General features: G+C 63.8%; 34 protein-coding genes and 1 pseudogene. 7 read left to right on the top strand and 28 right to left on the bottom strand.

Features of this window, described 5'->3' with window-relative positions:
- Positions 1–25: 25 nt before the first annotated feature.
- A complete protein-coding gene (gene polA, locus ACLIMP_RS04460) occupies positions 26–2,866 on the bottom strand; it encodes a DNA polymerase I (protein ID WP_443478070.1) in 2,841 nt (946 codons plus the stop codon).
- A gap of 222 nt (positions 2,867–3,088) precedes the next feature.
- Between polA and ACLIMP_RS04455 the strand changes: the two genes are divergently transcribed.
- A complete protein-coding gene (locus ACLIMP_RS04455) occupies positions 3,089–3,409 on the top strand; it encodes a hypothetical protein (protein ID WP_054440919.1) in 321 nt (106 codons plus the stop codon).
- An 85-nt stretch (positions 3,410–3,494) separates the two neighbouring features.
- On the opposite strand, the gene ACLIMP_RS04450 is transcribed toward ACLIMP_RS04455, so the two are convergent.
- The 4 genes from ACLIMP_RS04450 to ACLIMP_RS04435 form a co-directional block, all read right to left on the bottom strand.
- Positions 3,495–4,523, bottom strand: a complete 1,029-nt coding sequence (locus ACLIMP_RS04450; protein WP_132469392.1) for a serine hydrolase — start codon at positions 4,521–4,523, stop codon at positions 3,495–3,497.
- A gap of 222 nt (positions 4,524–4,745) precedes the next feature.
- Positions 4,746–6,389 carry a chaperonin GroEL gene (groL, locus tag ACLIMP_RS04445; protein WP_054440921.1) on the bottom strand — a complete coding sequence of 548 codons (1,644 nt, stop codon included), beginning with the start codon at positions 6,387–6,389 and terminating at the stop codon, positions 4,746–4,748.
- Between the two features lie 48 nt (positions 6,390–6,437).
- On the bottom strand, positions 6,438–6,725 hold the full coding sequence (gene groES / locus ACLIMP_RS04440) for a co-chaperone GroES (RefSeq protein WP_054440923.1): 288 nt from the start codon (positions 6,723–6,725) through the stop codon (positions 6,438–6,440).
- 158 nt (positions 6,726–6,883) lie between these two features.
- Positions 6,884–8,263 (bottom strand): MATE family efflux transporter, encoded by a 1,380-nt coding sequence (locus ACLIMP_RS04435; RefSeq protein WP_054440925.1) that lies wholly within the window; start codon positions 8,261–8,263, stop codon positions 6,884–6,886.
- Positions 8,264–8,394: 131 nt separating this feature from the next.
- Here ACLIMP_RS04435 and ACLIMP_RS04430 point away from each other — a divergent pair, with 131 nt between their 5' ends.
- Together ACLIMP_RS04430 and ACLIMP_RS04425 are read left to right on the top strand one after the other, a co-directional pair.
- Complete coding sequence (locus ACLIMP_RS04430; protein WP_054440927.1) at positions 8,395–8,868, top strand: c-type cytochrome; 474 nt, start codon at positions 8,395–8,397, stop codon at positions 8,866–8,868.
- Between the two features lie 118 nt (positions 8,869–8,986).
- Positions 8,987–9,958 (top strand): dioxygenase family protein, encoded by a 972-nt coding sequence (locus ACLIMP_RS04425; RefSeq protein WP_324697726.1) that lies wholly within the window; start codon positions 8,987–8,989, stop codon positions 9,956–9,958.
- Positions 9,959–10,049: 91 nt separating this feature from the next.
- Here the strand turns inward: ACLIMP_RS04425 and ACLIMP_RS04420 are convergent, their stop codons facing one another.
- From ACLIMP_RS04420 to ACLIMP_RS04410, 3 genes are all read right to left on the bottom strand, one after another.
- On the bottom strand, positions 10,050–10,661 hold the full coding sequence (locus ACLIMP_RS04420) for a hypothetical protein (protein WP_443478069.1): 612 nt from the start codon (positions 10,659–10,661) through the stop codon (positions 10,050–10,052).
- A 97-nt stretch (positions 10,662–10,758) separates the two neighbouring features.
- Entirely contained in the window at positions 10,759–11,706 is a 948-nt protein-coding gene (locus ACLIMP_RS04415; RefSeq protein WP_292636383.1) for a bifunctional helix-turn-helix transcriptional regulator/GNAT family N-acetyltransferase, read from the bottom strand.
- Positions 11,707–11,818: 112 nt separating this feature from the next.
- Positions 11,819–12,523, bottom strand: a complete 705-nt coding sequence (locus ACLIMP_RS04410; protein WP_324697721.1) for an OmpW/AlkL family protein — start codon at positions 12,521–12,523, stop codon at positions 11,819–11,821.
- Between the two features lie 187 nt (positions 12,524–12,710).
- Between ACLIMP_RS04410 and hemN the strand changes: the two genes are divergently transcribed.
- A complete protein-coding gene (gene hemN / locus ACLIMP_RS04405) occupies positions 12,711–14,024 on the top strand; it encodes an oxygen-independent coproporphyrinogen III oxidase (RefSeq protein WP_324698995.1) in 1,314 nt (437 codons plus the stop codon).
- Here hemN and ACLIMP_RS04400 read toward each other — a convergent pair.
- The 17 genes and pseudogenes from ACLIMP_RS04400 to ACLIMP_RS04320 form a co-directional block, all read right to left on the bottom strand.
- The gene (locus ACLIMP_RS04400; protein WP_054440931.1) at positions 14,008–14,304 is read right to left on the bottom strand and encodes a hypothetical protein; all 297 of its coding nucleotides are present in this window, start codon (positions 14,302–14,304) and stop codon (positions 14,008–14,010) included. The two genes, hemN and ACLIMP_RS04400, sit on opposite strands and share 17 nt — an antisense overlap.
- A 780-nt stretch (positions 14,305–15,084) precedes the next feature.
- On the bottom strand, positions 15,085–15,417 hold the full coding sequence (locus tag ACLIMP_RS04395) for a helix-turn-helix transcriptional regulator (protein WP_185998189.1): 333 nt from the start codon (positions 15,415–15,417) through the stop codon (positions 15,085–15,087).
- A gap of 387 nt (positions 15,418–15,804) precedes the next feature.
- Positions 15,805–16,044 carry a hypothetical protein gene (locus tag ACLIMP_RS04390; RefSeq protein WP_185998190.1) on the bottom strand — a complete coding sequence of 80 codons (240 nt, stop codon included), beginning with the start codon at positions 16,042–16,044 and terminating at the stop codon, positions 15,805–15,807.
- Positions 16,041–16,748, bottom strand: a complete 708-nt coding sequence (locus ACLIMP_RS04385; protein ID WP_185998191.1) for a hypothetical protein — start codon at positions 16,746–16,748, stop codon at positions 16,041–16,043. The genes ACLIMP_RS04390 and ACLIMP_RS04385 overlap by 4 nt, the downstream gene beginning before the upstream one ends.
- Entirely contained in the window at positions 16,748–17,308 is a 561-nt protein-coding gene (locus ACLIMP_RS04380; RefSeq protein ID WP_185998192.1) for a hypothetical protein, read from the bottom strand. Before ACLIMP_RS04380 ends, ACLIMP_RS04385 begins: the two co-directional genes overlap by 1 nt.
- Positions 17,305–17,640 (bottom strand): hypothetical protein, encoded by a 336-nt coding sequence (locus ACLIMP_RS04375; protein ID WP_443478068.1) that lies wholly within the window; start codon positions 17,638–17,640, stop codon positions 17,305–17,307. The genes ACLIMP_RS04380 and ACLIMP_RS04375 overlap by 4 nt, the downstream gene beginning before the upstream one ends.
- Entirely contained in the window at positions 17,633–17,998 is a 366-nt protein-coding gene (locus tag ACLIMP_RS04370) for an XkdD/Y8K6 family phage-associated protein (RefSeq protein WP_185998194.1), read from the bottom strand. Before ACLIMP_RS04370 ends, ACLIMP_RS04375 begins: the two co-directional genes overlap by 8 nt.
- Complete coding sequence (locus ACLIMP_RS04365) at positions 17,991–18,254, bottom strand: hypothetical protein (protein ID WP_185998195.1); 264 nt, start codon at positions 18,252–18,254, stop codon at positions 17,991–17,993. Before ACLIMP_RS04365 ends, ACLIMP_RS04370 begins: the two co-directional genes overlap by 8 nt.
- A complete protein-coding gene (locus tag ACLIMP_RS04360) occupies positions 18,251–18,475 on the bottom strand; it encodes a hypothetical protein (protein ID WP_443478067.1) in 225 nt (74 codons plus the stop codon). The genes ACLIMP_RS04365 and ACLIMP_RS04360 overlap by 4 nt, the downstream gene beginning before the upstream one ends.
- 2 nt (positions 18,476–18,477) lie before the next feature.
- A complete protein-coding gene (locus ACLIMP_RS04355) occupies positions 18,478–18,723 on the bottom strand; it encodes a DUF2312 domain-containing protein (protein WP_443478157.1) in 246 nt (81 codons plus the stop codon).
- A 66-nt stretch (positions 18,724–18,789) separates the two neighbouring features.
- Positions 18,790–18,966 (bottom strand): annotated as a pseudogene (locus ACLIMP_RS04350) (DNA translocase FtsK); the annotation flags it as partial.
- Entirely contained in the window at positions 18,963–19,196 is a 234-nt protein-coding gene (locus tag ACLIMP_RS04345) for a hypothetical protein (RefSeq protein WP_185998947.1), read from the bottom strand. The gene ACLIMP_RS04345 and the pseudogene ACLIMP_RS04350, both read right to left, overlap by 4 nt.
- On the bottom strand, positions 19,193–19,402 hold the full coding sequence (locus tag ACLIMP_RS04340) for a hypothetical protein (RefSeq protein ID WP_185998197.1): 210 nt from the start codon (positions 19,400–19,402) through the stop codon (positions 19,193–19,195). The genes ACLIMP_RS04345 and ACLIMP_RS04340 overlap by 4 nt, the downstream gene beginning before the upstream one ends.
- Before the next feature lie 17 nt (positions 19,403–19,419).
- Complete coding sequence (locus tag ACLIMP_RS04335) at positions 19,420–19,587, bottom strand: hypothetical protein (protein WP_185998198.1); 168 nt, start codon at positions 19,585–19,587, stop codon at positions 19,420–19,422.
- Between the two features lie 11 nt (positions 19,588–19,598).
- A complete protein-coding gene (locus ACLIMP_RS04330) occupies positions 19,599–19,967 on the bottom strand; it encodes an Ogr/Delta-like zinc finger protein (protein WP_185998199.1) in 369 nt (122 codons plus the stop codon).
- Positions 19,964–20,416 (bottom strand): hypothetical protein, encoded by a 453-nt coding sequence (locus tag ACLIMP_RS04325; RefSeq protein WP_185998200.1) that lies wholly within the window; start codon positions 20,414–20,416, stop codon positions 19,964–19,966. Before ACLIMP_RS04325 ends, ACLIMP_RS04330 begins: the two co-directional genes overlap by 4 nt.
- Positions 20,413–20,718 (bottom strand): carph-isopro domain-containing protein, encoded by a 306-nt coding sequence (locus ACLIMP_RS04320; RefSeq protein ID WP_185998201.1) that lies wholly within the window; start codon positions 20,716–20,718, stop codon positions 20,413–20,415. Before ACLIMP_RS04320 ends, ACLIMP_RS04325 begins: the two co-directional genes overlap by 4 nt.
- 55 nt (positions 20,719–20,773) lie before the next feature.
- Here ACLIMP_RS04320 and ACLIMP_RS04315 point away from each other — a divergent pair, with 55 nt between their 5' ends.
- From ACLIMP_RS04315 to ACLIMP_RS04305, 3 genes are all read left to right on the top strand, one after another.
- Positions 20,774–21,337: a helix-turn-helix domain-containing protein gene (locus ACLIMP_RS04315; RefSeq protein ID WP_185998202.1), complete on the top strand. Its 564-nt coding sequence runs from the start codon at positions 20,774–20,776 to the stop codon at positions 21,335–21,337.
- Positions 21,338–21,578: 241 nt separating this feature from the next.
- Positions 21,579–22,637, top strand: a complete 1,059-nt coding sequence (locus tag ACLIMP_RS04310; RefSeq protein WP_185998203.1) for a type I restriction endonuclease — start codon at positions 21,579–21,581, stop codon at positions 22,635–22,637.
- Positions 22,634–22,972 (top strand): hypothetical protein, encoded by a 339-nt coding sequence (locus ACLIMP_RS04305; protein WP_185998204.1) that lies wholly within the window; start codon positions 22,634–22,636, stop codon positions 22,970–22,972. Before ACLIMP_RS04310 ends, ACLIMP_RS04305 begins: the two co-directional genes overlap by 4 nt.
- A 5-nt stretch (positions 22,973–22,977) precedes the next feature.
- Here ACLIMP_RS04305 and ACLIMP_RS04300 read toward each other — a convergent pair whose 3' ends face one another.
- Genes ACLIMP_RS04300 through ACLIMP_RS04290 form a run of 3 tightly spaced genes read right to left on the bottom strand, consistent with a single transcriptional unit; the run spans position 22,978 to position 26,158 of the window.
- Entirely contained in the window at positions 22,978–24,009 is a 1,032-nt protein-coding gene (locus ACLIMP_RS04300) for a contractile injection system protein, VgrG/Pvc8 family (protein WP_443478066.1), read from the bottom strand.
- Positions 24,009–24,383, bottom strand: coding sequence for a phage tail protein (locus ACLIMP_RS04295; protein ID WP_185998206.1), 375 nt, complete (start codon positions 24,381–24,383; stop codon positions 24,009–24,011). Before ACLIMP_RS04295 ends, ACLIMP_RS04300 begins: the two co-directional genes overlap by 1 nt.
- Complete coding sequence (locus ACLIMP_RS04290; RefSeq protein WP_443478065.1) at positions 24,383–26,158, bottom strand: phage tail tape measure protein; 1,776 nt, start codon at positions 26,156–26,158, stop codon at positions 24,383–24,385. Before ACLIMP_RS04290 ends, ACLIMP_RS04295 begins: the two co-directional genes overlap by 1 nt.
- Positions 26,159–26,161 lie beyond the last annotated feature (3 nt).

Genomic DNA, 26,161 nt, shown 5'->3' with positions numbered 1-26,161 from the left:
GGTCCGGGACGACGGGAAACTGGCTTCAGTGTGCCGCGCCCCAGCTCAGGCCGGAGCCGATCTCGACGCCCAGCGGCACGTCCAGCGACACCGATGGCTCGGCCGCGCCCGCCATGACCGCGCGGATCACCTCGGATGCGGCCGCCACGTCGGCTTCGGGCAGTTCGAACACGAGTTCGTCGTGTACCTGCAGCAACATGCGGACATGGCCGAGACCCGCCGCTTCGAGCGCCGGGTTCATGCGGACCATGGCGCGCTTGATGATGTCGGCGCTGGTGCCCTGGATCGGCGCATTGATCGCCGCGCGCTCGCTGCCCTGACGCTCGGCGCCGTTCTTCGAGGTGATGCGCGGGAACCAGGTCTTGCGGCCGAACAGCGTCTCCGAATAGCCGCGCTCGCGCACCTGTTCGAGCGTGTGGACGATGTAGCGCTGGATGCCCGGGAAACGCTCGAAATAACGATCGATCATCGCCTGCGCCTCGTCGGCCTCGGTACCGAGACGCCCGGCGAGGCCCCAGCGCGAGATGCCGTAGAGAATTGCGAAGTTGATCGTCTTGGCGCGTCCGCGCGTATCTCGGTCCACCGTGCCGAACATCTCCATCGCCGTGCGCGAGTGGATATCCTCGCCCTGCGCGAAGGCTTCCTTCAGGCTCGGCACGTCGGCCATGTGCGCGGCAAGGCGCAGTTCGATCTGCGAATAGTCCGCGGCGAGCAGGACGTGGCCCGGCTCGGCCACGAAGCAGTCGCGGATCTGGCGGCCGATCTCGGTGCGGATCGGGATGTTCTGGAGGTTCGGATCGGTGGAAGACAGGCGCCCGGTCTGTGCGCCGACAAGGCTGTAGCTGGTGTGGACACGCCCGGTCTTCGGGTTGATCGCCGCCTGAAGCGCCTCGGTATAAGTGGAGCGCAGCTTGGAAAGCTGGCGCCATTCCAGCACCTTGGTCGCCACTTCGGCGCCTTGCGAGGCGAGGCCTTCCAGCACCGACTGGTCGGTGGAATACTGGCCGCTCTTGCCCTTCTTGCCGCCCTTGTAGCCAAGCTTCTCGAACAGGATGTCGCCCAGCTGCTTGGGGCTGCCGATGGTGAATTCCTGCCCGACCTTGCCATGGATCTCGCCTTCCAGCGCGCCGATGGCCTCGGCGAACTGGCTGGAGAGCCCGGCCAGCTTCTCCCGGTCCACCTTGATGCCATGGCGCTCCATCTGGGCCACGACGGGGATCAGCGGACGGTCCACGCGCTCGTAGATGCGCGTGCCGCCCTCATCGGACAAGCGCGGCTTGAGCAGCTTGTGCAGCCGCCAGGTGACGTCGGCATCCTCGGCCGCATAAGGCGTGGCCCGGTCGAGCGGGACTTCGCCGAAGGGGATCGCCTTCTTGCCGGTACCGCAAACGTCCTTGAACGCCATCGTCTTGTGCGAAAGGTGGCGCTCGGACAGTTCGTCCATGCCGTGACCGCCGCCGATACCCTCGATCTGGCGGCCCGCGTCGAGGCAGAAGCTGACGATCATGGTATCGTCCACCGGCGCCACGTCTATGCCGTGGCGAGCCAGGACGTTGAGGTCGTACTTGATGTTCTGGCCGACCTTGAGAACCGCATCGCTTTCCAGCAGCGGCTTGAGCAGCGCCAGCGCGGTCTGAAGCGGCACCTGCTGCGGCTTCTCGGCGAACATGTCGGTGCCGCCGTGGCCCAGCGGAATGTAACAGGCATCGTTCGGCCCGAGCGCGAGGCTGATGCCGGCAAGGTCCGCCTTCATCGCATCCAGCATCGAGGTCTCGGTGTCGACCGCCACCACGTGGGCAGCCAGCGCCCGCGCCACCCAGCGCTCCAGCGCCTCGACCGTCTGCACGCATTCGTAGGCGGCATAGTCCACCGCCGGCCATTCCGGCAGCGGCTGACGCGCAGCGCCTTCGCCGGGACCGCTACCCGCGGTGACGGGCTTGGCCGGATGAAGCTGCGTTGCCCGTTCCGGGCTGCCATTGCCCGCGCCAAGGCGCTTGAGCAGGCTGGTGAAGCCGTGCTTGCCGAGGAAATCGGCGAGCGGCTGCGGCGGGATCGCGTCCAGCTTGAAGTCCTCCAGCGCCATCGGCAGCGTGCAGTCTTCCTTCAGCGTGACCAGCACCTTGGACAGGCGCGCCTGCTCGGCCTGTTCGATCAGGCGTTCCTGCAGCTTGGACTTCTTCATCGACGGCGCGGCGGCGAGCGCGGATTCGAGATCGCCATAGTCCTGGATCAGCTTGGACGCGGTCTTGGGGCCGACGCCGAAAACGCCGGGCACGTTATCGACAGAGTCGCCCATCAGCGCCAGCACGTCGCCCACCTTCTCGGGCGGGACGCCGAACTTCTCGACCACTTCGGGAATGTCGATCCGCTGGTTCTTCATCGTGTCCAGCATGTCTACGCAGCCGCCGCCGATGCCGCATTTGCCGACGAGCTGCATCAGGTCCTTGTCCGAGGACACGATCGTCACGTCCCAGCCCTGCGCGGTGGCGGCGCGGGCGTAGGAGGCGATGAGGTCGTCCGCCTCGAAGCCCGCTTCCTCGATGCAGGGGAGCGAGAACGCGCGTGTCGCGTCGCGGATCAGCGGGAACTGGGGAACCAGGTCTTCAGGCGGCGGCGGCCGGTTGGCCTTGTAGTCCTCGTAGATGTCGTTGCGGAACGAATGGCTTCCGGCATCGAGGATCACCGCAAGGTGGGTCGGGCCGTCGGCCTTGTTGAGGTCGTCCGCCAGCTTCCACAGCATCGTCGTGTAGCCGTAGACCGCGCCGACCGGCGTCCCTTCGGGGTTCGTCAGGGGCGGCAGGCGGTGATAGGCGCGGAAGATATAGGCCGAGCCGTCGACGAGATAGAGATGCTGCTTGGAATCCATGGCACGATCCGTAGCAGCGTGGGCACCGGCCGTCAGCAGCCCAGTGCGACGAGACGGGTGAAATCGCCGGGAACAAATTCGCTCCACCGCCGTTTGCCCGCGACTGCTTGAAACGCATTTGCGACCGGCTTAGTTTCGCTCCCCACGGGGCGAAGCCGCCCGCATCTGCGCGGATGGGCTCACGGGGTTTGTCTTTTCAGCAAACGAGGGAATACCGAAATTATGCGCAAGATCGTTATCGTCGCCACTGCCGCCGCCGCGGCCCTGTCGCTCGCCGCCTGCTCGGAAAAGACGCAGGACGCCGCCTCCGACACCGCAACCTCGGCCGCGAGCGACTTCTCGGAAGCCGCCGAAGACGTGGGTGACACCGTCAACGATCTCGGCGCCAAGGCCTCCGATGCCGCCGACGATACCAAGGACGCCGCCAAGGACGCCCTGAAGCAGGCCGAAAAGACCACGGACGATATCGCCGCAGACGCCGAGAAGGCCGCTGCCGACGTGACCGACGCCGAAGGCCAGCCGCACGACACCCCGCAGCACTGAGCCGCCGGGCAGACAACGAAAAAGGCGCCGGAGACAGTGTCTCCGGCGCCTTTTTTCATGCCCCCCGGTTTTTCATGCCCCCCGGTCAGCGCGCGGCGGTGCGATAACCCGGAGCTTCGGCCAGATAGCCGTTGTAGATGGTGCGGGCGATGCTGGCGATGCGTGCTTCGCGGTTCGGGCGCGTGCCCTGCCCGGTAACGTAGATCGCCACGGCATAAGCGTGGCCGTCCGCCGTTTCGATGATGCCGATATCGCTGGACGTGTTGTTGAGCGAACCCGTCTTGTGCGAAACCGAGACTTCCGCCGGCAATCCGGCACGAATGCGGCGCTTGCCGGTCACGCAGCGGCTCATCGCGCCCAGCAGCACATCGCGGCCCTGCTGGCTCATCCACTTGCCCTGGTAGATTCCCGAAAGCAGCTGGACCACGGCGATCGGGGTGGCACTGTCGCGCTTGTCCACCACCTTGGCCGGATCGATGGCGCCATCGTCACGCACCAGCGTCGCGATGTCGCGGTCAATGTGCCAGTCGTCGATACCCGTGCGGCGCACCCAGGCGTTTACCGCCGAAGGTCCGCCCACCACCTTGAGCAGGGCATCGGTGGCGTAGTTGTTGGAACGGGTGATCATCAGCTCGATAAGCTGGCGCGCGCTCATGTAGGTTCCGGCCCGGACCGGCGCCACCGCGCTGGAAAACGGCGCCGAAGGCACCGGCACCATCAGCGGAAATTCGCTGGAAAGCGTCCACTTGCCCTTGTCCACGCCTTCGAGGAACGTCGCGGCGATGGCGATCTTGCTGGTGCTGGCCATCGGGAAACGCTGGTTCCCCAGCACGTCCACCATGCGGCCGCTGGAAAGGTCCATCGCGGCAACGCCGATACGCCCCTGCGAGGCTTCCGCCACGGCGGCCAGTTGCTTGCCGAAATCGCTCGAATAGGTTCGCGGTGCACGCTGTTCGGTGCCGAAGACCGAATCGAACGAATCCTGCACATCGTTGATGGAGCCCGCATGGGCAGGCGCCAAGGAAAACGCGGCGAGCGCCACGGCGGCCGCGGCCTGAAGGAAGCGTCGCGGTGCATTGCCGCTCCGCGAGAGGAGTTTCTCTGCCCCGATCATGCAGATCCCACCCTGTTCTTGTACATGTTCCCGAGAGTTACGCCGAACGAGATAAAACGCCAGCCTCGCGCGACGAAATGCATGACCCATGCGGGCAATTGCTTGGAATCGTAAAATCCTGTCGCCCAGATGAACGAATCCATCCGTTTTGAATCGCAAAACGAAAAAGGGCCGGAAGGATCGCTCCTTCCGGCCCCAATTCGCGTCGGTGACGTGAGCGCTTTAGAAGCCGCCCATGCCGCCCATGCCGCCCATGTCGGGCATTGCCGGCATGGAGGCCTTGTCTTCCGGCTTGTCGCTGATCGCCGCTTCGGTGGTGATCAGCAGGCCGGCGACCGAAGCCGCATCCTGCAGCGCGGTGCGAACGACCTTGGTCGGGTCGATGACGCCGGCGGCCTTCAGGTTTTCGTAGACGTCGGTGGCGGCGTTGAAGCCGATGCCTTCGTCCGACTGGTCGAGCAGCTTGCCTGCGACGACGGCGCCGTCGCTGCCGGCGTTTTCAGCGATCTGCTTGACCGGAGCCGAAATCGCCTTGCGGACGATGTCCACGCCGCGGGTCTGGTCTTCGTTGGCGCCGGTCAGGCCGTCGAGAGCGCGCGTTGCGTAAAGCAGCGCGGTGCCGCCGCCGGGGACGATGCCTTCTTCAACCGCAGCGCGGGTCGCGTGGAGAGCGTCGTCGACGCGGTCCTTGCGTTCCTTCACTTCGACTTCGGTGGCGCCGCCGACCTTGATGACGGCCACGCCGCCAGCAAGCTTGGCCAGACGCTCCTGGAGCTTCTCGCGGTCGTAGTCGCTGGTGGTGACTTCGATCTGGGCGCGGATCTGCTCGACGCGGGCCTTGATTTCGTCATGCGAACCGGCGCCGTCGACGATGACGGTGTTGTCCTTGTCGATGGTGACCTTCTTGGCCTGGCCAAGCATGCCGAGCGTGACGCTCTCAAGCTTGATGCCGAGGTCTTCGGAGATCATTTCGCCGGCGGTCAGGGTCGAGATGTCGCCCAGCATGGCCTTGCGGCGATCGCCGAAGCCCGGTGCCTTGACGGCAGCGATCTTCAGGCCGCCACGCAGCTTATTGACGACGAGCGTGGCCAGGGCCTCGCCTTCGATGTCTTCGGCGATGATGAGGAGCGGACGGCCCGACTGCACCACGGCTTCCAGGATCGGAAGCAGCGCCTGGAGCGACGACAGCTTCTTTTCGTGGATGAGGATGTACGGGTTTTCGAGCTCGACCGTCATCTTCTCGGGGTTGGTGACGAAGTAGGGCGACAGGTAGCCGCGGTCGAACTGCATGCCTTCGACGACATCGAGTTCGAATTCGAGACCCTTGGCCTCTTCAACGGTGATGACGCCTTCCTTGCCGACCTTTTCCATCGCTTCGGCAATCTTTTCGCCGACTTCGACGTCGCCGTTGGCCGAGATGATGCCGACCTGGGCGATTTCCGAAGAACCGGCAACCGCAGTCGAACGGCTCTTGAGGTTCTCGACGACCTTGAGGACGGCGAGGTCGATGCCGCGCTTCAGGTCCATCGGGTTGATGCCGGCGGCAACCGACTTCATGCCTTCGCGAACGATCGCCTGGGCGAGAACGGTCGCGGTGGTGGTGCCGTCACCGGCTTTGTCGTTGGCCTTCGAGGCCACTTCGCGCAGCATCTGCGCGCCCATGTTCTCGAACTTGTCCTTGAGTTCGATTTCCTTGGCGACCGAAACACCGTCCTTGGTGATGCGGGGAGCGCCGAAGCTCTTCTCGATCACGACGTTGCGGCCCTTGGGGCCCAGGGTCACCTTGACGGCGTTGGCGAGGGTGTCGACGCCGGCGAGAATGCGTTCACGCGCGTCGCGGCCGAACTTTACGTCCTTGGCTGCCATTTTGAATTCCTTATAGAAAATCTGTAAAAATGCAGAAAATCAGAATGCTCAGCCGATAACGCCGAGGATGTCCGATTCCTTCATGATCAGCAGGTCTTCACCGCCGACCTTGACTTCGGTGCCGGACCACTTGCCGAACAGCACGCGGTCGCCAACGGCAACGTCGAGCGGAGTGATGGTGCCGTTTTCGGCGCGGGCGCCGGTGCCGACGGCGACGATTTCGCCTTCAGCCGGCTTTTCCTTGGCGCTGTCGGGGATGATGATGCCACCGGCCGTCTTTTCTTCGGCCTCGACGCGGCGCACGAGAACACGGTCGTGCAGCGGGCGGAAAGTCATGGGATTCTCCCTACGAACTAAAAGGGCAAGAAACTGGATTGGCACTCAAGGTTGGAGAGTGCCAACGGGCGTGGATATGGTTCCCGCCGCAGGCGCCGTCAAGCAGGTCGCCTCCAAAAAATTCTCACCCGGTATGGGCGCGGGATGAGACGAGACGGTTACACCCGGTCGAGATGGAACTCGTCGCGCCAGTGCCAGCGCGCCAGCAGCAGGACCGCGGCCACCGTCAGCCCCACTGCGAGACCGATCCACACACCCACGCCTTCCAGCCCGGTGTAGAGGCCCAGCACCGCCGAAGTGGCGAAACCTGCGGCCCAGTATCCGAACAGGGCGATCGCCATCGGCACGCGGGTATCCTGGATGCCGCGCAGCGCGCCTGCCGCCACGGCCTGCAGGCCGTCGGTAAGCTGAAATATCGCCGCCACGAACAGGAAATCGAGCGCAAAGTGCACGAGGACGGCGTTCTGCGGCGCCGTCACGTCGACATAGGCCGAGAGGATGAATCGCGGCGCCAGCAGCATCGTCGAGGCGGAGATGACCATGAAGATCATCGCGACGGTGATCGCCGCCCAGCCCGCCCGGCCCACGCCGCCGCGATTGCCTGCGCCGTAATGATAGCCGACCCGGATCGTCGCCGCCTGCCCTACGCCGAACGGCACCTGGAACGCGAAGGCGGCGATCTGAAGCGCCACGGTATGCGCGGCCAGTTGCGCCTCGCCGATGCGGCCCATCAGGAAGGCCGCGCCGCTGAACAGGCCGCCCTCGGCGATGAGGGTGGCCGCGATCGGCAGGCCGAGCGCGAGGATCTGGCGCAGTCGCTGCCATTCGGGCCGCCACAGCCGTCCCAGCACATGATAGCGCCGCAACCGCCGATCGGCGCGGATGGCGACGACATAGGCCAGCACCGTCGCGCAGGCGGTGGTGATGCTGGCGATCGCCGAGCCCGTCAGGCCCAGCGCGGGAAAGCCGAAATGGCCGAACACCAGCACGTAGTTCCCTGCTGCGTTCACGGCGATCGCAAGGGCCGTTATCATCGTCGCGAAGATCGGCCGCCCGAGCGCCGAAACGAAAGTGCGCAGGACGTTGGCGATCGTCATCGGCAATACCGCGAGCGACACGACCTTGAGGAACGCCGCCGACAGGACGGAGACTTCGGGGTCCTGCCCGGTCGCCGTCATCAGCAGTTCGCCGAGGTGCGAAAGGGCGATGGCGCCAAGGCTGAACATCGCCGCCACCCACAGTGCCATGCGTGCCGAGCGCCGCACTTCGCGCACGGCATGGCGGCGGCGGCCGATTTCGGCGGCGATCAGCGGCGCCACGGCGCTGGTCACGCCGTTGATCCCCATCATCATCAGCGCAACGATGGCGATGGCAAGGCTGGACGCCGCCAGCGATTGCTGGCCGAGACGGGCCACGAAGATCACGTCGGTGGCGAAGACCGCCATCTGCAGCAGGTTGGCGAGCGCCAGCGGCCCCGCAAGGCGCAGGGTAGCGGCCAGTTCGGCCCGGAAAGTCGAAGGAAGATGATGCGTCGCCATTGTCGGCCCGGCGATAGGCGCTGGAATTGTGGGACGAAAGCACTATTCGCTTCAAGTCTCGATGAATTGCTATAAAATAGAATATTCGAGACCCATGACCTTGAAAAGAGCCGTCCCACAGGAGAGAATGCATGAAGTTCAGGGCCCTCCCCCTTGCCCTTGCGCTGCCCCTTGCGGTGCCGCTTGCCATGCTGGGCGGTTGCGGCGGTTCGGGCGGCGAACAGGGCAAGGCCGCGGAACCGGCCGAAGAAACTTCACCGGCTGCTGCCGTTCCGGCTTCTACATCGGCCCCGGCTTCCGCCTCGGCGCCCACATCCCAGCCTCCTGCGGCCTTCGCGACCTGCCGTTCGTGCCATTCGGTGGAGCCGGGCAAGAACGGGGTCGGCCCCTCGCTGTTCGGCATCGTCGGGACCAGGGCGGGCGACGTTCCGGGCTACAACTTCAGCCCCGCCCTGAAGAATTCCGGCGTGACCTGGGATCGCCAGTCACTCGACACCTGGCTGCAAGGGCCGATGAAGATGGTGCCGGGCACGAAGATGGTGATCGGCGTGCCGAACCCTGAAAAGCGCAAGGAAGTCATAGACTACCTCGAAACCCTGAAGTGACGCCGGCGTCCGGCGTCCACCCGGTTACGATCCGCGACAATTTGCGACGGCGCTCCTGCGCGCCCCGCTGCTAGGAATGCCCATGGTGCGACATGGGTTTCCAGCAGAAGAAGAACGCATGGACAGACAGGAACGGGAAGGCCTCCACGCCGATCTGACGCGGATCGAGCGCATGAACATCGACCGCCGCCGAATGCTTTCGCTTGGCGCGATGGTCGGTATCGGAGGCGGGGTAGCCGCGCTTGCCGGATGCGCATCCCCGGCAGGCTGGGACGGCCCCGGCGGCCCTCCGCCGCCGGACGGACGGTTCGGACCGCCTCCGGGGGACTTGGGCAGCATGGGTCCGGGCAGCATCGGTCCGGGCGGCCATCCCGGCGGACCGCCTCCACACATGGACAACGGCCCCGTCGTCACCGCCACCGCGCCGGACGGCAATCGCTGCGTGTCCTTCGCCCGCGAAACGCAGGGCCCCTATCCCGCCGACGGTTCGAACGGCGCGCGCGGGGCGATCTCCAACGTGCTCGGCCAGTCAGGCCTGCGACGGCAGGATATTCGCGGCGATATCGGTGGCGGCCACGACGTGGCGGGCGTTCCGCTCGAACTCACGCTGCGGCTGGTGGACGTCAACACGGGATGCGCGCCGCTGGCGGGCTATGCCGTATACCTCTGGCACTGCGATCCTGCCGGGCAGTACTCGCTCTACGACCAGCCGGAACGGTCCTGGCTGCGCGGCCTCCAGGTCGCGGACGCCGATGGACTGGTGCGGTTCAGCACGATCGTTCCCGGCTGTTACATGGGCCGCTTCCCGCACATCCATTTCGAAGCCTTCGCAAGCCTGGACGTCGCCACCACCGGCAAGTTCGCGCGGCTGACCTCCCAGCTCGCGGTGCCCGCCGACGCGTGCGATGCCGCTTACCGGCAGCCTGCCTATACGCGTTCGGTCCGCCCCTGGGCGCAATCGCGGGACATCGCGCGCGACATGGTGTTCGGCGACAATGGCGCCGAGCGGCTCAAGGCGATGACGCTGGAAGTGACGGGCTCGGCGCGGGAAGGCTTCAGGGGCCGCGCGCTGATCGGGCTACCGGGATAAATGGAACGGCGCCGCAGGGGGGCGCGGCGCCGTTCCTTCATCCGGCCTTCGCAAAGGGGGGGGTGCGCGAAGACCGGGAAACCGTTTCGTGTCAGACCTTTCTGCCCGGCAGATCCTGCTGCTGTTCCACCGGCTTCTCGGCCTTGGCGGGGATCGCGCGGTCGCCGGGGCGGGTAGCATCGCATCCGTCGGAGGCCGCCTGCGTCATCTGCGGAGCCGCGCCCGAACCGTCCGAGCTATAGGAAACCGAGCGCGTGCAGCCATTGCCGTCGGTAGACGAGGAGTAATACGTCACATGCATGCCCTGGGGGGTGTCCCCCGCTGTCAGGAGGCGCGGAGCGCCTTGGGCATTGCCGGTGGCGACCGCCTGCTGCTGCATCTGCACGGCATGTTGCTGCATGAGCGCGGCCTGCTGCATCATGGCGTTCATCCGCGCATCCATGATCGCGGAAATCTGCTCCATCTGCGAGAAAGGATCGACCATGGCAGGAATATCGCCGTCCTGCCGTGCGGAGGCTGCCCGGACATCAGCGGGAACGATCTCTACCCGCGGGGCGACATCGCCGGTGTAGCGGACGTGGACCACCGAGCCGTCCGGCGCATCCACCTTCATCGTATGGAGCCCGGCCGTGGCCGCCTCCGCCACTCCCGCCCCGAGGAGGGCAAGCGCAGCGGCACCGAAAAGATACTTCCTCGAAGGCATTCTCATCGTTCGCATGGGGGAATTACTCCTGTGACTCGACCCTTTCGCGAAGCCCGAAGCTGCCTTGGCCAAGCTGAACGCCAGATGACGGAACGGCTCAACCCATGTGTATCATGGCCACGTCGCACCGCTCGTATCGGGCGCCGTATCGCGCCATGATCCCGGCATCGTGCCGGAAGCCGAGCTTTTCGTAGAGATGGATCGCAGCCTCGCAGCGCTTGTTGGTCAGCAGGTAAAGCGGCTCGGCGCCCATCTCCCGCGCGCGCGCGATCATCGCCGAGAGCAGGAACTCACCCGCCTTCAGGCCCCGCGCAGAGGCGCGAACGCCCATCTTGGTCAGTTCGAAGGCGCGATCCCCGGTCTTCTGCAAGGCGCAGGTTCCGACGATCCCGATTCCCTGTGCCTCCACGAAGAGGATCGTCCCGCCCTGTTCGACGATGCGGGCGCGCGGATTTTCCAGCACCTCTCGATCCGTCGGTTCCAGCGTGAACATCGCCTCGATCCACTCGGCGTTGATATCGTGGAAATCCCGCGCCAGATCATCGCTGAATTCACGGATACGCAGAACCTCCGGCTTCAGCCGTTCATAACGTTCCACCATCGAGGACTGGTCGAGCGCGGTCTCGATCCGGCCCACCAGTTCAAGCAATCGTCCGGTTTCACCCCCGCTCATCTCATCCACCGCAAGGCCAACCCCCGGCCAGACATGCATCTTCACGCGCGCCATCACCGCCCGGCCTTCCGGCGTCAGCGAGAGATGGCGCTGCCTGAGATCGCTGCCCTGCACCGCCTGCACCAGCCCGAGCGCCGCGAGCTGGCCGATCGCGCGCGTGACGCCCGGCTGGCTCGATCCCACGGCCTCGGCCAGTTGCCCCACGGTCAGTTCACGGCCGTCAAGCGCGGTAAGCAGGGGAATCTGCGCAGGCTGCACCGATAGGCCGGTGGCCTGGATGATCTGCGCGGCATCGCCCTGAAGCCGCTCCGCCAGCCGCTTCAGCCGGCTGCCCAGAAGAATCCCGCCCTTGTCGGCGATAGCGTCGATCACAATAAACTCCATATCGCGTTATATACTATGTTATGGAGTCATTCGCACAGGTCAAGTGCCCACGAAAAAAGGGGAGCCGAAGCTCCCCTTCTTCCGCATCCGCGCGCCCTGCTCAAAAGCGATAGGATACGCCTGCGCTCAGCACCCACGGGTCGAGATCGTGGCGGGTCCTCAGCGCCAGGTCCCCGTCCTCGTAGAACGACGCGGTTGGCTTCACCCAGTATTTCTTGGCGTCAAGCGAAAGGCCGAGCCCCTTGTCGTTGATCGCGATATCCACGCCTCCCTGAAGCGCGAAACCGAGCTTGTTCGACATCTTCACCTTGTCGACCCCCAGCGCACGGGCCGTTTCTCCCGGCTTCTCGTCGAACACGAAGAACCATGCCGGACCCGCGCCGACATAGGGCTTGAACGGGGTGCCGGTGTCGAGATGCGCCTTGGCGGTTACCGTGGCCGGCAGGATCAGCACATGATCCACCAGCCCCGCTCCGGCAACGTCGCCCGTGCCGCTCACGTGATGCTGGGTGAAGCAGCAGATCGTCTCGACCGAGAAGTTGCGGTTGAAGAAATATTCAACAGCGAGTGTCGGCACCACATTGTCGTTCGCCCTGGTGCCCACCGTATCCAGCGCGGCAAGCGTGCCGCCCAGCGTGGTATCGGTGTCGATCGACTTGATCTTGTCGATCTTGCCATCGGGAAGCACTGCGGTGCCGAGCACCTTGACCTGCCACTTGCCGTCCGGGCTTCCGGCCATGGCCGGGGTGGCGATCGCGGTGGCGGCGGCGAAAGCAGTCGCCGCCAGCATGGTCAGTCTACGCATGATCGGTCTTTCCTGCGCCGCCGGGGCCGCACCGTGCGGGTCCCCCCTCTTGAGCGGCAGCAGCGACCGTGTGGCCGCATCCATCGCCAAGGGAATTGATCGCGCGCAAATTCGGCGAAATTCCGCGATTTTCCTCCGGTTGATCGATCGCAATGACGGCCGCTGCGCGCTGCGCGATCCTGCGTGCATGTGGACCTATCACCCCGATCTGCTCGCGATCCCCGTTCCCCGCTACACCAGCTTCCCGACGGCCGCCGAATTCGACGAGAGCGTCGGCACGCCCGAACTGGTGCAGGCACTCGAAGGCGTGGACGGCGACGTTTCCCTCTACGTCCACATCCCCTTCTGCGAGAAGATCTGCTGGTACTGCGGGTGCAATACCAGCGCCGCCAACCGCACCGATCGGGTCTCGGGCTATCTCGATGCGCTTCACCGCGAGATCGGCCTCATGGCGGAGCGGCTGCCGGCAAGCGCGCGCATCACGCGCATCTCTTTCGGCGGCGGCAGCCCCAACGGCATCTCGCCGGTGGACTTCGTCCGGCTGGTCGATGCCCTGACCCTGCAGTTCTCCGCCTCGCGCCCGGTCATGTCGATCGAACTCGACCCGCGCACGATGACGGCGGACTGGGCCTCGGTGATCGGCGCGGTCGGCATCAGCCGCGCCAGCCTGGGCGTGCAGACTTTCGCGCCGCCCCTCCAGCAGGCGATCGGCCGCATCCAGCCCTCGTGGATGATCGAGGAGACGGTCGCCCTGCTGCGCCGGGCCGGTATCCTTTCGCTCAATTTCGACCTGATGTACGGATTGCCCGGCCAGACGATGGCGCAGCTCGACGATTCGCTGGAGCGCACGGTGGCGCTCGGCGCGGAACGAATCGCGCTGTTCGGCTACGCGCACGTCCCGCACCTGATCCCTCGCCAGCGGCGGATCGACGCAAGCGCCCTGCCTGACGCCGAGGCTCGGTTCACGATGGCCGCACGAGGCCATGCGAGACTGGTCGAGGCTGGCTACGTTCCCATCGGTTTCGATCACTTCGCCCTGCCGGGAGACGCCATCGCGCAGGCCGCGCTTGCCGGGCAGCTGCGCCGCAACTTCCAGGGCTTCACCGAGGACCGCGCGCCGGTCCTGCTCGGCCTCGGCGCTTCGGCGATCAGCGGTTTTCCGGGACTCCTTGCCCAGAACGAGAAGAACACCGGTCGCTATCGCATGATGCTTTCCGAGGAGCGGCTAACAGCCAACCGCGGCATCCGCCGCACCGCCGAGGATCGCAGGCGCAGTGCCGTCATCGAATCGCTGCTGTGCCGGGGGCGGTCGCGCATCGATGCAGACCTTCAGTGCGAGGCATGGCCGCTGCTGCTGCCCTATTTCGACGCCAGCCTGTGCGAGCCCGATGGCAATGACCTGGTGATCCTCCCCGGCGGCCTGCCCTACGCCCGCTCGATCGCCGCGCGGTTCGACCCATATCGCAAGGATTCGCTGCGGCGTTTCAGTTCGGCGGTGTGACGGATTCGCGGGCGCGCGTATCAAACTCGACGCCGAACAGGTTTCCGTCCGTCCAGCGCACCAGCCCCCACAGTTCCCGCCCGTCCTCCATCACCGCGCACACCACCTCGTTGCGTGGCGGCGGCGCGCCTGCAGCAGCGGCACTGAACCCGTGCGAGGATACGTCGCGCACGATGATATCGATCGCGCGCCCCGCCGAATCGGCCAGCGTGATGTGTGCGCATTGCCCGATCCGGCGTTCGCGGAAGATCGGCGTCGGCTTGAAGCGGCGGGAATCCATGCGGACGCTGAACGGCCGCCGCGAATTAAATTTAAGGGCAGGCTCCGCATTTGACGGCGATCAATGCGATTCGGCGCCGCAGAGGCGATGGAACCCCTGCCGGTCGCGCACCGCCACCCCACACCTTGCGGGCGGTGCGAACCGCTTCTCCCCGACTTCGGGCGGCCCTGCCTTGTTACGGGCCGCCCATTTTTCGTTTGAGCGCGAAAAAACCCGGCCGCACGGACGCTCCGTCGCTCGAAATGCACAACGGGCTCAGATTGTCGCGAAATTTCATCATGTTGATCGTCGGTCGATAGCAAAACCGATCAAGTCGTGCATTTAATCTTCCGCACCCTTTCGGATAAATTCGCACAACCGCGCCTGTAATAAACCCGCCAGATTCTTGCCACAATTTCCGCATTGCAGCGAAGTCCAAAGGGCTGTATTTCAAGAACTTCGCACGAACAGGCAGGGGTGCGCTGCGCTGCGTTGCAATTATGCAAACGCCACTTTTTCAGCATTCCCCCTATGTGAGTATTCACGATGCCCCCGCTGCTGCCGCAAGCCATCCTGTGCAAACTCAATCGCCATCGCCCCGCCCGTGACAAGGTTCACTGGGACGGCCAGCACTATACCGGCACGTGCGAGCACTGCGGAACCGAAGCCCGCCGCGCCAGCCGCGGCGTGTGGCGCAGGGAATGGATGAAATAGACGCTGCGCCGGGCCATCGGCACGATACCGCACAGGCATCGCGCGCAATCGCGCACCGGCCACCGGATCACCCGGCGGGCAGCAAAATCAGCGATTTAGGGAAAATTGGATGCCCCGCGAGGAATTGGATTGCATCTCTAACTCTCTGGAAAATGGTTGTTTTTCTGTCATCGCTTGCGCTTGATACCCCCTAGGATACCCCCAAGACGCTAGATTGGAGGCCTCGCTTGCCTGCTGGACTTTCCAGCCCTGAACGGCCTCTTCGACCCATGCGACGCGCTGGGCGCTGACGCGAATCGGGGCGGGGAATTCGCCCTTGGCGACGAGGCGGTAGATCGTGGCGCGGGACAGCGAGGTCTCGGTTATGACGTCTGCGATTTTCAGGAAGCGGCCGGACGGCGCAGAGGCAATGTCAGACATGCGCGCCTCCCGCGATCCAGTACGCGCGAACCAGCTTAGGCTGTCGCGGCATCGAAGATCGAAAAGGGGAGACGTGTACAACCAGGCTCACTCCGAAGAGTGCCCGAACACCAGCTGCTGTTCTGGAGGTCGGGCAACACCGAGTTAGCAGACCGGTGAGTAAGCCCATTTCCGGCAGGCCCGAAGGCCTCACGGTGCGCCCGACCATAGAAAACGCGCGGTTTACGCGCGTCGAGCGGACTGACTCATAACGGCTGCTAAACCGCATCGCCACCTTTTTTGTGGAGACGAAAATCACACTGCGCGTGCCCGGAATTGTTGTCAAGGTCATGAGGCTTAAGCTCTTTTTGTCTTTCTGCTTGGGGGTGAGGTTGTGGCGATGCACGTTCACAACCGACCATCGACGGGGACGAGCGCCCGCGTGATTGCGGTGCCCGATTGGTTCGCGAAGAAGCGGGGCGGGTGGTTGTGCTCGATCCACCCGAGGGCACGCCGTTCGAGCGCGCGGGCGGTGCGCCAATTGCAGGCGCTCATGAGCCGGACGCCAAAGCCACAACCCTTTTTCGGGTCATGGCCGGAACATCGCAGCATGACGATCTGATCGGTGGAGAGGCGTCTGCTGCTCACGCTGCCTGTGCCTCCAATGCGGGGAAAAGGTCGATCTGTGTGGGCTCGACGTGGCCCGGCAGCAGGCGGCCCCATTGATCGGCCATGGCGGCGGCGATGCCGGGGAAGGTCTTGCTGCGGTTGCGGGCGCGGTCTTCGGCGTGGCGGCCCCAGCCTGAGTGCCGGTGGATGCCGCTCCACTGCTTGTGTTCCGGTGTGCCTGGACGGGGCGGGGTGAGCCGGTTGGTGGCGCGCAGCGGCGGCAGGTTCACCAATTCGAGGCCAGTGGCCTTGAAATGCGGCTCGCCAAATTGCCAGGGCTGCACGAACTGGACGTTGCCCCGGCCGGTGAGTTCGATGGCGTGGCGATGCATGATCGGGTTTTCGACCGCGCGGTGCGGTATCTGGCGAGCATCGCGAAGGCGGCGGTAGAAGTCCGCGGCCTCTTCCAGTTCGGCCCAGCGCTGCGGATCACGGCCGTTTTCCTCCCGGCCGTCGATGTACAACCACCGCGCGCCCGAGTTGCACAGGACCGTGCAGGGCGGGTGCATGACGGCGATGAAATCCCAGCCTTCGTGCAGATAGTCGAGGACGTTACCGCGAATGTGGCGGTTGCTTCCATCGTCGGCCGAGGCCAAGTCGCAGGACCAAGCGTCATGGCCGCGCTTGAGGAATTCGCGGCGCACAACGCCGGAGCGCTCGCAGGCGATCAGAACGCGGCCCATCAGTAGGGCACCTCGCTCGGAAGGATGCCGGTGTCGTGCTCACCCCTGATATGCTCGATAAGGGCGTACAGTTGCAGGGACGCGCGGGCGTTTCGATAACGAGCAGGTTCTCCCTCATAGGAACAATTCCGCAGGGTCTCGCGGACTTCCTCCAACGCTTGCGCCTGCGAATCGGCCTGCGCCTGCAGCCTGCGCGCTTCGCGCATCCATCCGCCGCAGTTCGTGGTCGCCCGCCGTAGCGCATCGCGCACAAGGTCCAGGCGCACTTGGGCACTCGGTTGCGGGTTATCGGCGCCCGTATCGCCGGGGTGCATGATCTTGCCGCTGACGGCGTGCCATGAGAGGCGGCCGCCCTTGATCCATTCATCTGGCAGTTCCGAGATACCGCCGTTCAGGAACGGCTCGATATGCTCGGGCTTGAGGGCCAGATAGGAGATGATGCCACCGGCCGTTTCCCGACCGCCGACACCGGCACCCCAGGCCATCTGTTCCGAGACGGACGCCACGAATTCGATGAAGCGGGCCGGGGTCCAGTCTGCGAGGCGTTCTTCGACGCTCATTCGCCTTCTTCCTCTGAGAGTTGCATGACGCGGGACAGGTTGGTGCGGGGGAGCCGATCAGGCCGGACTGCGAGGCGGAACATCCTCACCAATCGGTCGGTATTCATGCTGTCCCGGATTTCCTTGATGAGCCCGGACCAGCGGCCCATGGCCAGCACCCCAACAATCAGGCAGGCGGGCAGATACCAGATCGGAAAGGTGACAATTGCGAGGCCTTGAAACAGGTGCATCGCAAGGTCAGACAGAACGCTCTTGATCGCGACCTTTCGGATGATGCGCTGCTGTTCGCGGGTCCAATGGAAGCCCAGCTTGGGTTCGAAGGAGTTAACCACGGGGCGCCTCCCCATGTGCTTTCTCAACGGCGGCGCGGGCGAAATCGAGGGACGCCTGCGCGCTGCGATCCAGCTTTTTGCCCTTGGCAGCGAGCATCAGCGATGCCCGTTCCAGCGGGGCGAGCAGGTCGATTACCGCCTCAAGCAGTTCGGGGGCGGCGGCAAAGACGTGCGGGCCATGTGTGCCGAAGTATCCGCCGAAATGCACATGCTCGCGGTCGAAATGCTCCAAGTTCCGGAAGTCGTTTTCGACGTTGAACTGCCCTGGATGGTCCGTGGCGCGAACCTGCAATTTCAGCGCCTTCGGATCGGTGACGGCGGTGGGGAACAGGGGCGCTTTTCGGCGGGGATTAGCCACGGTGCGCCTCCCCATTGTGCGGGAGGTAGTGGTCGCAGCCGAAAACGCCGCGTCCGCCGCAGTGGCGGCAGGGGCCGGGATTCGGCGCGGCGATCAGGGGTGCGCGCTGGGCGGCGGGGCGGGGTTTGGCGCGGAAGGCGGCTGCAAGGCGCAGCGTGTCGAAATTCGTTGTGGTGCGGATCGTGCGCAGGGCCGTCTGAAAATCGGCCATATCGAGATCAGGCGCATCGAAGAACGCAGCGGGGCTGGCATTCATGGAAACTTGCTCCAATCGATCGGTTCAAGGTGGGTGTGGCCCTTGCCGCGCAGATCGGCCCGGAGGGCATCTGTCATGGCGCGGACGAGGGCGCGGTTGGTGCGGGGGCGCTTGGGCTTGTCTTCGCGGCGCGGGGCAGAGGCGAGTTGCCGGGATGCTGCGCTCAGGTCTTGAGCGGGAGCGGCCTGTTCTGCCCTGTGGCGGCGAAGGAAGCCGAACACGGTCAGTCGATCCCGAGGGCCGACTTGTAGGTGTCTACCAGCATGTCCATTTCGCGGCGGTCGTCCGGCTTCATTTTCCGGATACGCACCATCTCGCGCATGATCTTGACGTTGTAGCCGACCGCCTTCGCCTCGTTGTAGACGTCGCGGATATCATCTCCGATGGCCTTCTTCTCTTCCTCCAGGCGCTCAACGCGCTCGATCAGAAGGCGAAGCTTGTCATCGGCTGCGCGGTGCGCGTTGGGCAAATCGACGGGGATTTCGATCTGCTGTTCGGGGGCGGGCGGCGGGGCATCGCCATTGAGCAGTACCGTGCGGCGGCCCACATGGTCCGGCGCGGAGATGAAGCCGTCCTGCTCCATCCGTTCGATGAACTTGGAAGCGGCATTGTAGCCTACGCCAAGCTGGCGCTGGAGCCACGACACCGAGGCCTTATTGTGTTCCTTCACCGCCGCACAGGCGCTGGAATAGCTGGTAACTTCGGCGTTCACAGGGCGATCCACTTCACAAGTTGGGCAACCGCGACGGCAAGGCCGAGTGCGGGCAGGGCGGCGGTCAGAACGCGGCGGAGGATGTTCGCCCAGGCCTTCCCCGCATTCAGGCTGGCGATCAGCGGGCCATCGCTGCCGGGCAGGCCCCACATGGCCTCCAGTCGGGCGATGTCTCGTTCGGAGAGGTCCTCGGCCGGATCGGCCGCAGGAATGATGGGCAGGACGATCACTGCGTCGATCCATCAGGAACGGTTTCCGAGCAGTCCACGCAGAAGGCATGGGCATCATCGCCCTCGGCCTTGGCGGTCCAGCCTTCGGGCAGGACGGCCACCCGGCGATGCTCCACTGCGCCGCAGCCGTGGCATTCGATGGTGACGGGAACGGGCAGAGCGACCGGGGCAGGTGCGAGTGCGCGATCAAGGAAATGGAAGTGCATGGCGTGCCTTTCTCGGGTCAGAGCGGGGACCAGAGCGCCGACGCCTGCACAGCCAGTGCCAGGGCGACGATGATCAGGGTGGATGCCGCGACGAACGCGGCGATAAGGCGCGCATCGGATGCCGAAGGCGCAGGGGAACAGGCCGCGCAACGGCAGTTGCGCGGGTGGATTTGCGGGCGGTTCATGGAGGGTTTCCTCAGGCCGTGCCGGGCGTGTGACCGGGCGGCGCGTCGAACATGTCGGGCTGTGAGGGATCGCGTGGGCGGAGAACTTCCAGCGCTTCCTGCCGCGTCATCTGCTTCAGCGGCAGGTCAACCTTGGGGTTGGGAATGCCGCTGGGAACGATGCCGTAGTCGTAGACGAGCGAAGCCCGCCACGTGTGGCCGCACGGGATGAACGTGCACTGGTAGAAAACCTCGCGATGCTGGCCGGTCACCGTCTTGCTTGTGCGGTTGCGGGCACGGCTGTCGCAGTGCGGGCAGCGCATCGGCGCGAAGCGGGAAACGTCATCGTCCGCGATCAGGGGCACATCGGCGGTGGCCTGAATGGGCTCTTGCATGTTCATGGCGCCGCAGCCTCCACGCGAAGGCTGCGCACCAATGCGACCATGGCGGCGAGGCCTTCCTCTGCCTCTTTCAGCGCTGCCGCCTTGGAGGCATGATCGCCCCGGCCAGCCGCATCGAGCGCGGCGGCAACGGCTTCGCCAGCTTCCTTGGCAACCTTGCTGGATGCCTTGATCACGCAGAAGCCGGCATCGGTGCTGGCGGTATCGACGCCCAGACGGGCCGCGAAGCAATCGAAGAAGGGAGAGCCTTCACCGCCGTCCTGCCGGTACACGGCTTCAAGCCGCATCGCGTCGCGCAGCTTGATTTCGCGGCCGGTTTCCGGATCGCCCATCTTGCGCAGCATCGATTCCGAAAGGTCGGAAATGGCGGCGCAGCGATCCCAGCCAAGATGATCGGCCACGAGGCTGAGGGCCCGATAGTGGGTGAGGGGCTTGCGCGGCTTGGTCATGTCGGGGCTCCCGCACCGCAAGTGTCCAAAATCGCGCGGCTATTTCCGTATCGCGCGCTGCCGGAGCGTCCTACTGCTTTGGTAGCGACGGGGCGGATGGGGAGACCCAAGGGATAGACAACATGCTCTGCGGTGACGGGCAGGCCGAGTTCCTGCCCGCGCTCCAGCACATGGGGCTGATTTTCGGCCGGGATACGGCCGACACGCTTCCACGAAGAGACGTTGGAGGCGGGCACTTTCAGTGCGCGTGCCATCGGCCGGATGCCGCCGAACAGGTCGAAGATGGTGTGTTGCGAACTCATGTTCGTCTGTGTGTGATAATTTCACTCAAGAATCAACGGAATTTTCAAGCATACTATGTGTGAAAATCTTGCTCAGGCTTCGCCGATGATGTCGGTCAGTTCAAAACTCAAGGAATTGCGCGAAAAAGCGCAGCCAAAATTGACCATCCGGGGGATGGCCGAAGCGCTCGGCATACCTTCGGCGTCGTACAACTTTTACGAACGGGCCGCATACAAGAAGCCGACGCTGCCGCTGGACCTGACGCGACGGATCGCTGCCATCCTCTCCGAACGGCATGTCGATCCGGCAGAGGTAATGAAGCTGGCAGGGCTGAACGATACCGAGGCAGAACCCGAGGTGCGCGAGATTGATGCGGCACGACCTCAGGTCCAATTCTTCACCGTCCAGGCTGTGATGCCTAGTGAAGCCGCCCTCGCAGCGATGTTTGAAACGCTGCTAGCCTTGATTCCTCCGGAAGCAACTCGGGCTGAAGCCGCGCGAATTCTCGCTCAGCGGCTGCCAACTGGCTTTGCAGCAATCGGACCCGGCGTTGTTGAGCTACCGTCGGACGAAGAGATTGAAGGCGCCTCGCTTCTTCCAACTCACGCCACAAGGCGTCGCGGGCCAGCACGGCCGTAGCGCATTTCACGCGACAGTTCGGACAGGCAAATTCGCATCCTGGCGTTAGTCGGAAGACCTTATCGTTCACCCCGTCGTACCTAAGTCCGTTCCCTATTTGTTCCTTCATTGAAGGAACATGTGGTTGTAGGGAAGGAGAAAATTTAGAGCGCGGGGATTTTCCTTGTGGACACGCGGTTTACCGACGCCTTACGGGAATGTACGGATATTTCGTACAGTCACGAAGACGGGGTAAGTGAATATGGATTTTGAAGCCAGTATCGCCGAACTGCAGTCCCGGCTTCGCGAGCATCGCGAGGTTCTTGAGACAGAAGAGGCGGCGAAAACTACACTGGTTTTGCCTTTCCTGCGCTCGCTGGGATTCGATGTGTTCAATCCGTCGGAGGTCAAAGCCGAATTCACGTGTGATGTAGGTACAAAGAAGGGTGAGAAGGTCGATTACGCTCTTTGCGTGGGGGGCGAAATCACCGTCTTGGTCGAATGCAAGCCGGTTTCGAGTGAACTGTCGATTAAACACGCGAGCCAGCTATTCCGCTACTTCGCAGCGACCAACGCACGTTTTGCTCTGCTGACCAATGGTGTGATTTTCAAGTTCTTCACCGATTCGGATAAGCCGAACATGATGGACGAGGTGCCGTTCTTTACGTTCAATCTCGACGACTATCGCAAGTCGGACCTACGCAACCTTTCTGCATTCCAGAAGAGCGAATTCGATGTCGAGCGAATCGTCGCTCAGGCCGGCTCGCTCAAGCTGCAATCCCAAGTGATGGCAGAATTGAAGAAGGAATTTGCGGAGCCGTCCGAAGAGTTCGTTCGCGTGATAGCGTCCAGGCTTCATGATGGAATGTTGACCAAACCGGTTCGCGAAAAATACCAGACGGCGATCACGCAGGCTATCGACGGCCTTATTCGGCAGCGAATCGACGAACGCTTGCAGAATGCGATGACGAGAAATGAAGAGCCGGAGCCAGCGTTCGACGCAGTGCCAGCAGACCCGGATGCAATCGAGACGACACAAGTCGAGATCGATGGGTTTAACATCATCCGCGCAATCTGTTCAAAGGCAGTTGCTCCTGAGCGGATCGTGATGCGTGATGCAAAATCCTATTGTGCTGTTCTGCTCGATGACAACAATCGCCGAACCATTGCGCGCATGCATTTCAACAGCCAGTCCGCGCGTTATCTTGGCGTGTTCACCGGGAAAGATGAAGAGCGGCGTCCGGTTGCGGGGCCGGTCGATATCTTCCAGCACACGGATGCGCTGTTGGCTCGCATCGCTGAATTGGATGGGGCAAAATGATAGCGCTGATTTTGCTCGTGGCGACGCCTGCCCAAGTCGATGCTTGTAATCAGGCTGTCCATGGTGATCTTGCCTCGGCGCAGACGATCTGCGGCGAGGCGAAGACGCCCGATGCGTTGTTTGATGAAGCGCCGGTACGCGCCCCCAGTGGTCTCTCAACCGCATGCAAGGGGGCACTTGCGGCGGGCGTTAACGCTGGAAAATACGGGGCTCGTCTGCCAGAGCCTGCGAAGCAAGGCTATGTGCGCGAATTCGACAAGAAGCTTGCGGAATGCCGGAACCCTGCACCGAAAGAGCAGGTTCCGACACTAAAGACCACGAACCCGTGGGACTGAAATTGTTAGATCGCGACCTCTAAGGTTAAGCTGCTCGACAGCCCACCGCGTCCGGACATTTCGTGGTCGGCCGATGCAATCAGCCATTTTGTGGCGTCGACGTGCGGCCGAAAGTCTGTCGCCGTCACTTCGACGCCCGGAGCGAGCAAGGGGTTCCCGTATGCCAGTGACAGTTCGAAGCTGGCGCTGGCCCGCTGGAGCCGCTTGTGTTCTGCCTTGCAGGCGGCCTTTGCATCCGGCTCGCTGCCATAGACGCGCTTAAGCCGTTTCCGGTTGTTTCCGCCCGTGCTGTGCGTTTTGCGCTTGCCGGATTTGTGATCGTGCCACTGCGCCTCTGTGCCGTCCTGCGCCTTGTCACGGGCGCAGCGCTTCCACGAATACCGGCTGCACTGGTGGCGGCTTATCGTGGCGGTGGGCAATGTTGCCCCCGTTGCCGTGGTCGCCGCTCCGATGGGGGCGAAGATCAGTGCGCCACCCTTTACCGTGGCGCTTGCATCGTATCGTCGGGCCAGATCGCGCAGGAATTGCATATCAGACTTGTTGCCTTGCTCCCCCGCCGTCACCGTTTCGCCGGATAGATCGGGGTGGCAGCGCGCCTTTAGGGTATGCCGCTTGGCAATTTCACTGACAACTGCACCGATAGTCGTGCCGGTCCAGACCTTGTTACGCCGGGTGCGGAAGGAGTCCTTGAAGTCGGCGCTGCGGGCGCGGATGCAGATGCAATCCGGTGGGCCTTCCCAGCTAACCTCGTCCACCGTGAAGGCTCCCTTGTCGACCAATCCAGGCGTCACGCCAGTGCCGCGCAGCCATCCCAACTTGAGGCGCAGGGTTGAGCCCTGAGGTGGGGGAGCAAATTCGCCATCGCTATCGTGTACCGTGATTTCGAGTTCGTCTGCTTCTTCACCACGGCGCTCCGAGAGGCGTAGAGATATCAACCGAGGATCGATTCTGTCCGTAAGGCTCGTGCCGTCCAGCGAGACGTCCCACGCCGCGCGGGGTTGGATGTAGGCTTGGCCGGAGGTGGCAATCTCTGCCATCACGCCACCCGCGAAAGTTCAAGGGTGAACGCCGTTGTGCGGGCGCGCCCGTCATCGATCAGATTGTCGGCATCCTCGCCAAGCGAATCTATCGTGAAGGTGCCGAGGTTGTTGCCCAGACCATCGAGCAGCGGCAGCGCCTCACCCTCACCCGCCATCTGCGCGAGTGTTTCCAGTGATGAATAGGTGCCGGCCAGTCCGGGTACGATCGTTCCTTTCAGCGTAATCTTGTCATCGCCGGGGCCAGTGAACTGGCTGGCTGGACGCGCACCGAAGCGCTCGGTTTTTTCATTTCTCCAGTCGCGCTTGCGAGAGCGGCCGTCGAAGGGGAGCGTGGTCGTATCGAAGACGAACATTCCAAGGGCGGCCAGCATTAGAAATCGTCTCCATATTCGCGGCGGCCGTTCTGGCGCTGGCCTTCCTCGACCAACTTCGCCACGCGGCGGGCAAACGCTTCGGAATCTTCACCGGGCTTCTGGGTGATGTGAAAGTGGTTCTCGACCTTCGCGGGCTGCTGTGCAGCGCGCGCGGCAGCGGCGGCCGGAGCGAACGGCGTTGCACCGGCACCGGCCACAGCACTGGCCATGCGGCCCACTGCGCGCACGGGCCTGCCCTGACCACGTTCAAGCCCGATACCCAGCCCCTCGTTGATGTGGCCGCCCATCTCCATGAACAGCCGCGAAGGGCTCTTGATGCCGAAGTAGTTTTTGAAGGCGGTGACGCCCGATTTGGCGATGCTGATCAGGCGCGTGACCAACAGTGCCGGGTTGAGCGACATGAGCAGGCCCTGCATCATCATGGAACCTATCGATTTCATCCAACCGGGCAGGGCATTGAAGGCGCCTTTGAGCCACGCGATGCTGCCGGTGATCGCGCCCTGTATCGAGCCGAAGTGGGCGTAAATCGCATAGGCCGCTGCACCTATAGCGATCACGGCGAGCCCGATCAGGATAGGCACAGCACCAACTGCAGCGACGACGGTGCCGATCACGGATGCGACAATGCCGAACCCGGTGACAAGTCCGCCGATTATCGGGGCCAATGTGCCAATCGCACCTGCTACACCGGCGAAGCCGACAAGGATCGGCCCGATCACGGCCGCCACGGCACCCCCGATGACGATCCAGCGCCGGGTCTCGGGCGACAGCGCCGAGAAGCTTTTCACAACATCGGTGAAGGTCTTAATGGCCGGAGTGAGGGCGGGGATCAGTTCGGTGCCGATGGTCAACGACATATTCTGCCATGCCGTATCGGCCGCACGCATGCGATTTGCCGTTTGGTCGCTGGTACGGATCAAGTCGCCCTGGGCGTTCTTGGTCGATTCCATGATCAGGGACGCGCGGGCCATGATCTTCTGCTGTTCGGAAAACTCCTTGCCGACCGGCTTCAGGCCCATTTTCAGGGCCTGCGCCTTAACCGCGGCGTCTGTCATGAACACGCCGAAGTCGCGCAGCGGTTCGCTTTCGCCGGTCAGACCGGAGCGCAGTTTCTCCAGCGCAGTGCCGGGATCTACGTTGTAGAAGCTGGACAAGTCCTGCGCGAGAACGGCGAACTGTTGGCTCATGGCGGCGGACTTGCTGGGGTCTGCCATGTTGAAGAAGATGCCGAAGGTGTTTGCAGACTCCATCATCTCAACCTTGGTGCGGTCGAGTGCGTTGCCGGTCTTTTCCGCCCAGGCGTTCATCATGTCGGCCTGTTTCCCGAAGGTGACGCCGAATGCGCTTTCCAGTTCGCCTGCATCGACAGCGGCCTGAAATGCAGCGCGCCCAAAGGCCACCAGAGGCAGGGTAACCGCCGCCGATGCGGCTGCGCCCGCCTTGCCCGCGATTTCGGCAGTCTTGCCCGCGCGCGTGCGGATCGTTTCCACACGCTGCAGGCGGCGTTGCTGGATTTCGATTTCGCGGTTGGTGTCGGCAATCGCGGTCTTCAACTCGCGCTCGGCCATTATCAGGCCGCCATTCTGCGAGCCGCCCGTAGACATGGTGCGGTGAATCTTAGCGAGGTCCTTTTCCATGGACCGCACTTCTTTCTGCATGTTCCGGATCGCATCGGCGCCGCCCTTGCTGGCGCCGATGATGTTCTTGATGTTGTCCGAGACCTTATCGACCCCGGTGAACTGAAACAGCAGGTTCAGCTTGTTGTCGGCCATGTG

Source organism: Novosphingobium aeonii, assembly GCF_052279045.1.
Lineage (GTDB): Bacteria > Pseudomonadota > Alphaproteobacteria > Sphingomonadales > Sphingomonadaceae > Novosphingobium.
Note: the sequence above shows the minus strand (reverse complement) of the source record. Positions and strands in the feature narration are given on the sequence as shown.

Coding starts and splice junctions, on each gene's coding strand:
- ACLIMP_RS04300 (WP_443478066.1), bottom strand. CDS start 24,009: ATGGCAGAGATTGCCACCTCCGGCCAAGCCTACATCCAACCCCGCGCG.
- ACLIMP_RS04295 (WP_185998206.1), bottom strand. CDS start 24,383: ATGCTGGCCGCCCTTGGAATGTTCGTCTTCGATACGACCACGCTCCCC.
- ACLIMP_RS04335 (WP_185998198.1), bottom strand. CDS start 19,587: ATGAACCGCCCGCAAATCCACCCGCGCAACTGCCGTTGCGCGGCCTGT.
- ACLIMP_RS04430 (WP_054440927.1), top strand. CDS start 8,395: ATGAAGTTCAGGGCCCTCCCCCTTGCCCTTGCGCTGCCCCTTGCGGTG.
- ACLIMP_RS04395 (WP_185998189.1), bottom strand. CDS start 15,417: ATGTCTGACATTGCCTCTGCGCCGTCCGGCCGCTTCCTGAAAATCGCA.
- ACLIMP_RS04325 (WP_185998200.1), bottom strand. CDS start 20,416: ATGACCAAGCCGCGCAAGCCCCTCACCCACTATCGGGCCCTCAGCCTC.
- ACLIMP_RS04290 (WP_443478065.1), bottom strand. CDS start 26,158: ATGGCCGACAACAAGCTGAACCTGCTGTTTCAGTTCACCGGGGTCGAT.
- ACLIMP_RS04385 (WP_185998191.1), bottom strand. CDS start 16,748: ATGGGCCGCGTTCTGATCGCCTGCGAGCGCTCCGGCGTTGTGCGCCGC.
- ACLIMP_RS04340 (WP_185998197.1), bottom strand. CDS start 19,402: ATGCACTTCCATTTCCTTGATCGCGCACTCGCACCTGCCCCGGTCGCT.
- ACLIMP_RS04400 (WP_054440931.1), bottom strand. CDS start 14,304: ATGGATTCCCGCCGCTTCAAGCCGACGCCGATCTTCCGCGAACGCCGG.
- ACLIMP_RS04410 (WP_324697721.1), bottom strand. CDS start 12,523: ATGCGTAGACTGACCATGCTGGCGGCGACTGCTTTCGCCGCCGCCACC.
- ACLIMP_RS04420 (WP_443478069.1), bottom strand. CDS start 10,661: ATGCCTTCGAGGAAGTATCTTTTCGGTGCCGCTGCGCTTGCCCTCCTC.
- groL (WP_054440921.1), bottom strand. CDS start 6,389: ATGGCAGCCAAGGACGTAAAGTTCGGCCGCGACGCGCGTGAACGCATT.
- ACLIMP_RS04455 (WP_054440919.1), top strand. CDS start 3,089: ATGCGCAAGATCGTTATCGTCGCCACTGCCGCCGCCGCGGCCCTGTCG.
- ACLIMP_RS04450 (WP_132469392.1), bottom strand. CDS start 4,523: ATGATCGGGGCAGAGAAACTCCTCTCGCGGAGCGGCAATGCACCGCGA.
- ACLIMP_RS04310 (WP_185998203.1), top strand. CDS start 21,579: ATGGATTTTGAAGCCAGTATCGCCGAACTGCAGTCCCGGCTTCGCGAG.
- ACLIMP_RS04315 (WP_185998202.1), top strand. CDS start 20,774: ATGTGTGAAAATCTTGCTCAGGCTTCGCCGATGATGTCGGTCAGTTCA.
- ACLIMP_RS04330 (WP_185998199.1), bottom strand. CDS start 19,967: ATGAACATGCAAGAGCCCATTCAGGCCACCGCCGATGTGCCCCTGATC.
- ACLIMP_RS04320 (WP_185998201.1), bottom strand. CDS start 20,718: ATGAGTTCGCAACACACCATCTTCGACCTGTTCGGCGGCATCCGGCCG.
- polA (WP_443478070.1), bottom strand. CDS start 2,866: ATGGATTCCAAGCAGCATCTCTATCTCGTCGACGGCTCGGCCTATATC.
- hemN (WP_324698995.1), top strand. CDS start 12,711: ATGTGGACCTATCACCCCGATCTGCTCGCGATCCCCGTTCCCCGCTAC.
- ACLIMP_RS04425 (WP_324697726.1), top strand. CDS start 8,987: ATGGACAGACAGGAACGGGAAGGCCTCCACGCCGATCTGACGCGGATC.
- ACLIMP_RS04305 (WP_185998204.1), top strand. CDS start 22,634: ATGATAGCGCTGATTTTGCTCGTGGCGACGCCTGCCCAAGTCGATGCT.
- ACLIMP_RS04435 (WP_054440925.1), bottom strand. CDS start 8,263: ATGGCGACGCATCATCTTCCTTCGACTTTCCGGGCCGAACTGGCCGCT.
- groES (WP_054440923.1), bottom strand. CDS start 6,725: ATGACTTTCCGCCCGCTGCACGACCGTGTTCTCGTGCGCCGCGTCGAG.
- ACLIMP_RS04365 (WP_185998195.1), bottom strand. CDS start 18,254: ATGAATGCCAGCCCCGCTGCGTTCTTCGATGCGCCTGATCTCGATATG.
- ACLIMP_RS04380 (WP_185998192.1), bottom strand. CDS start 17,308: ATGAGCGTCGAAGAACGCCTCGCAGACTGGACCCCGGCCCGCTTCATC.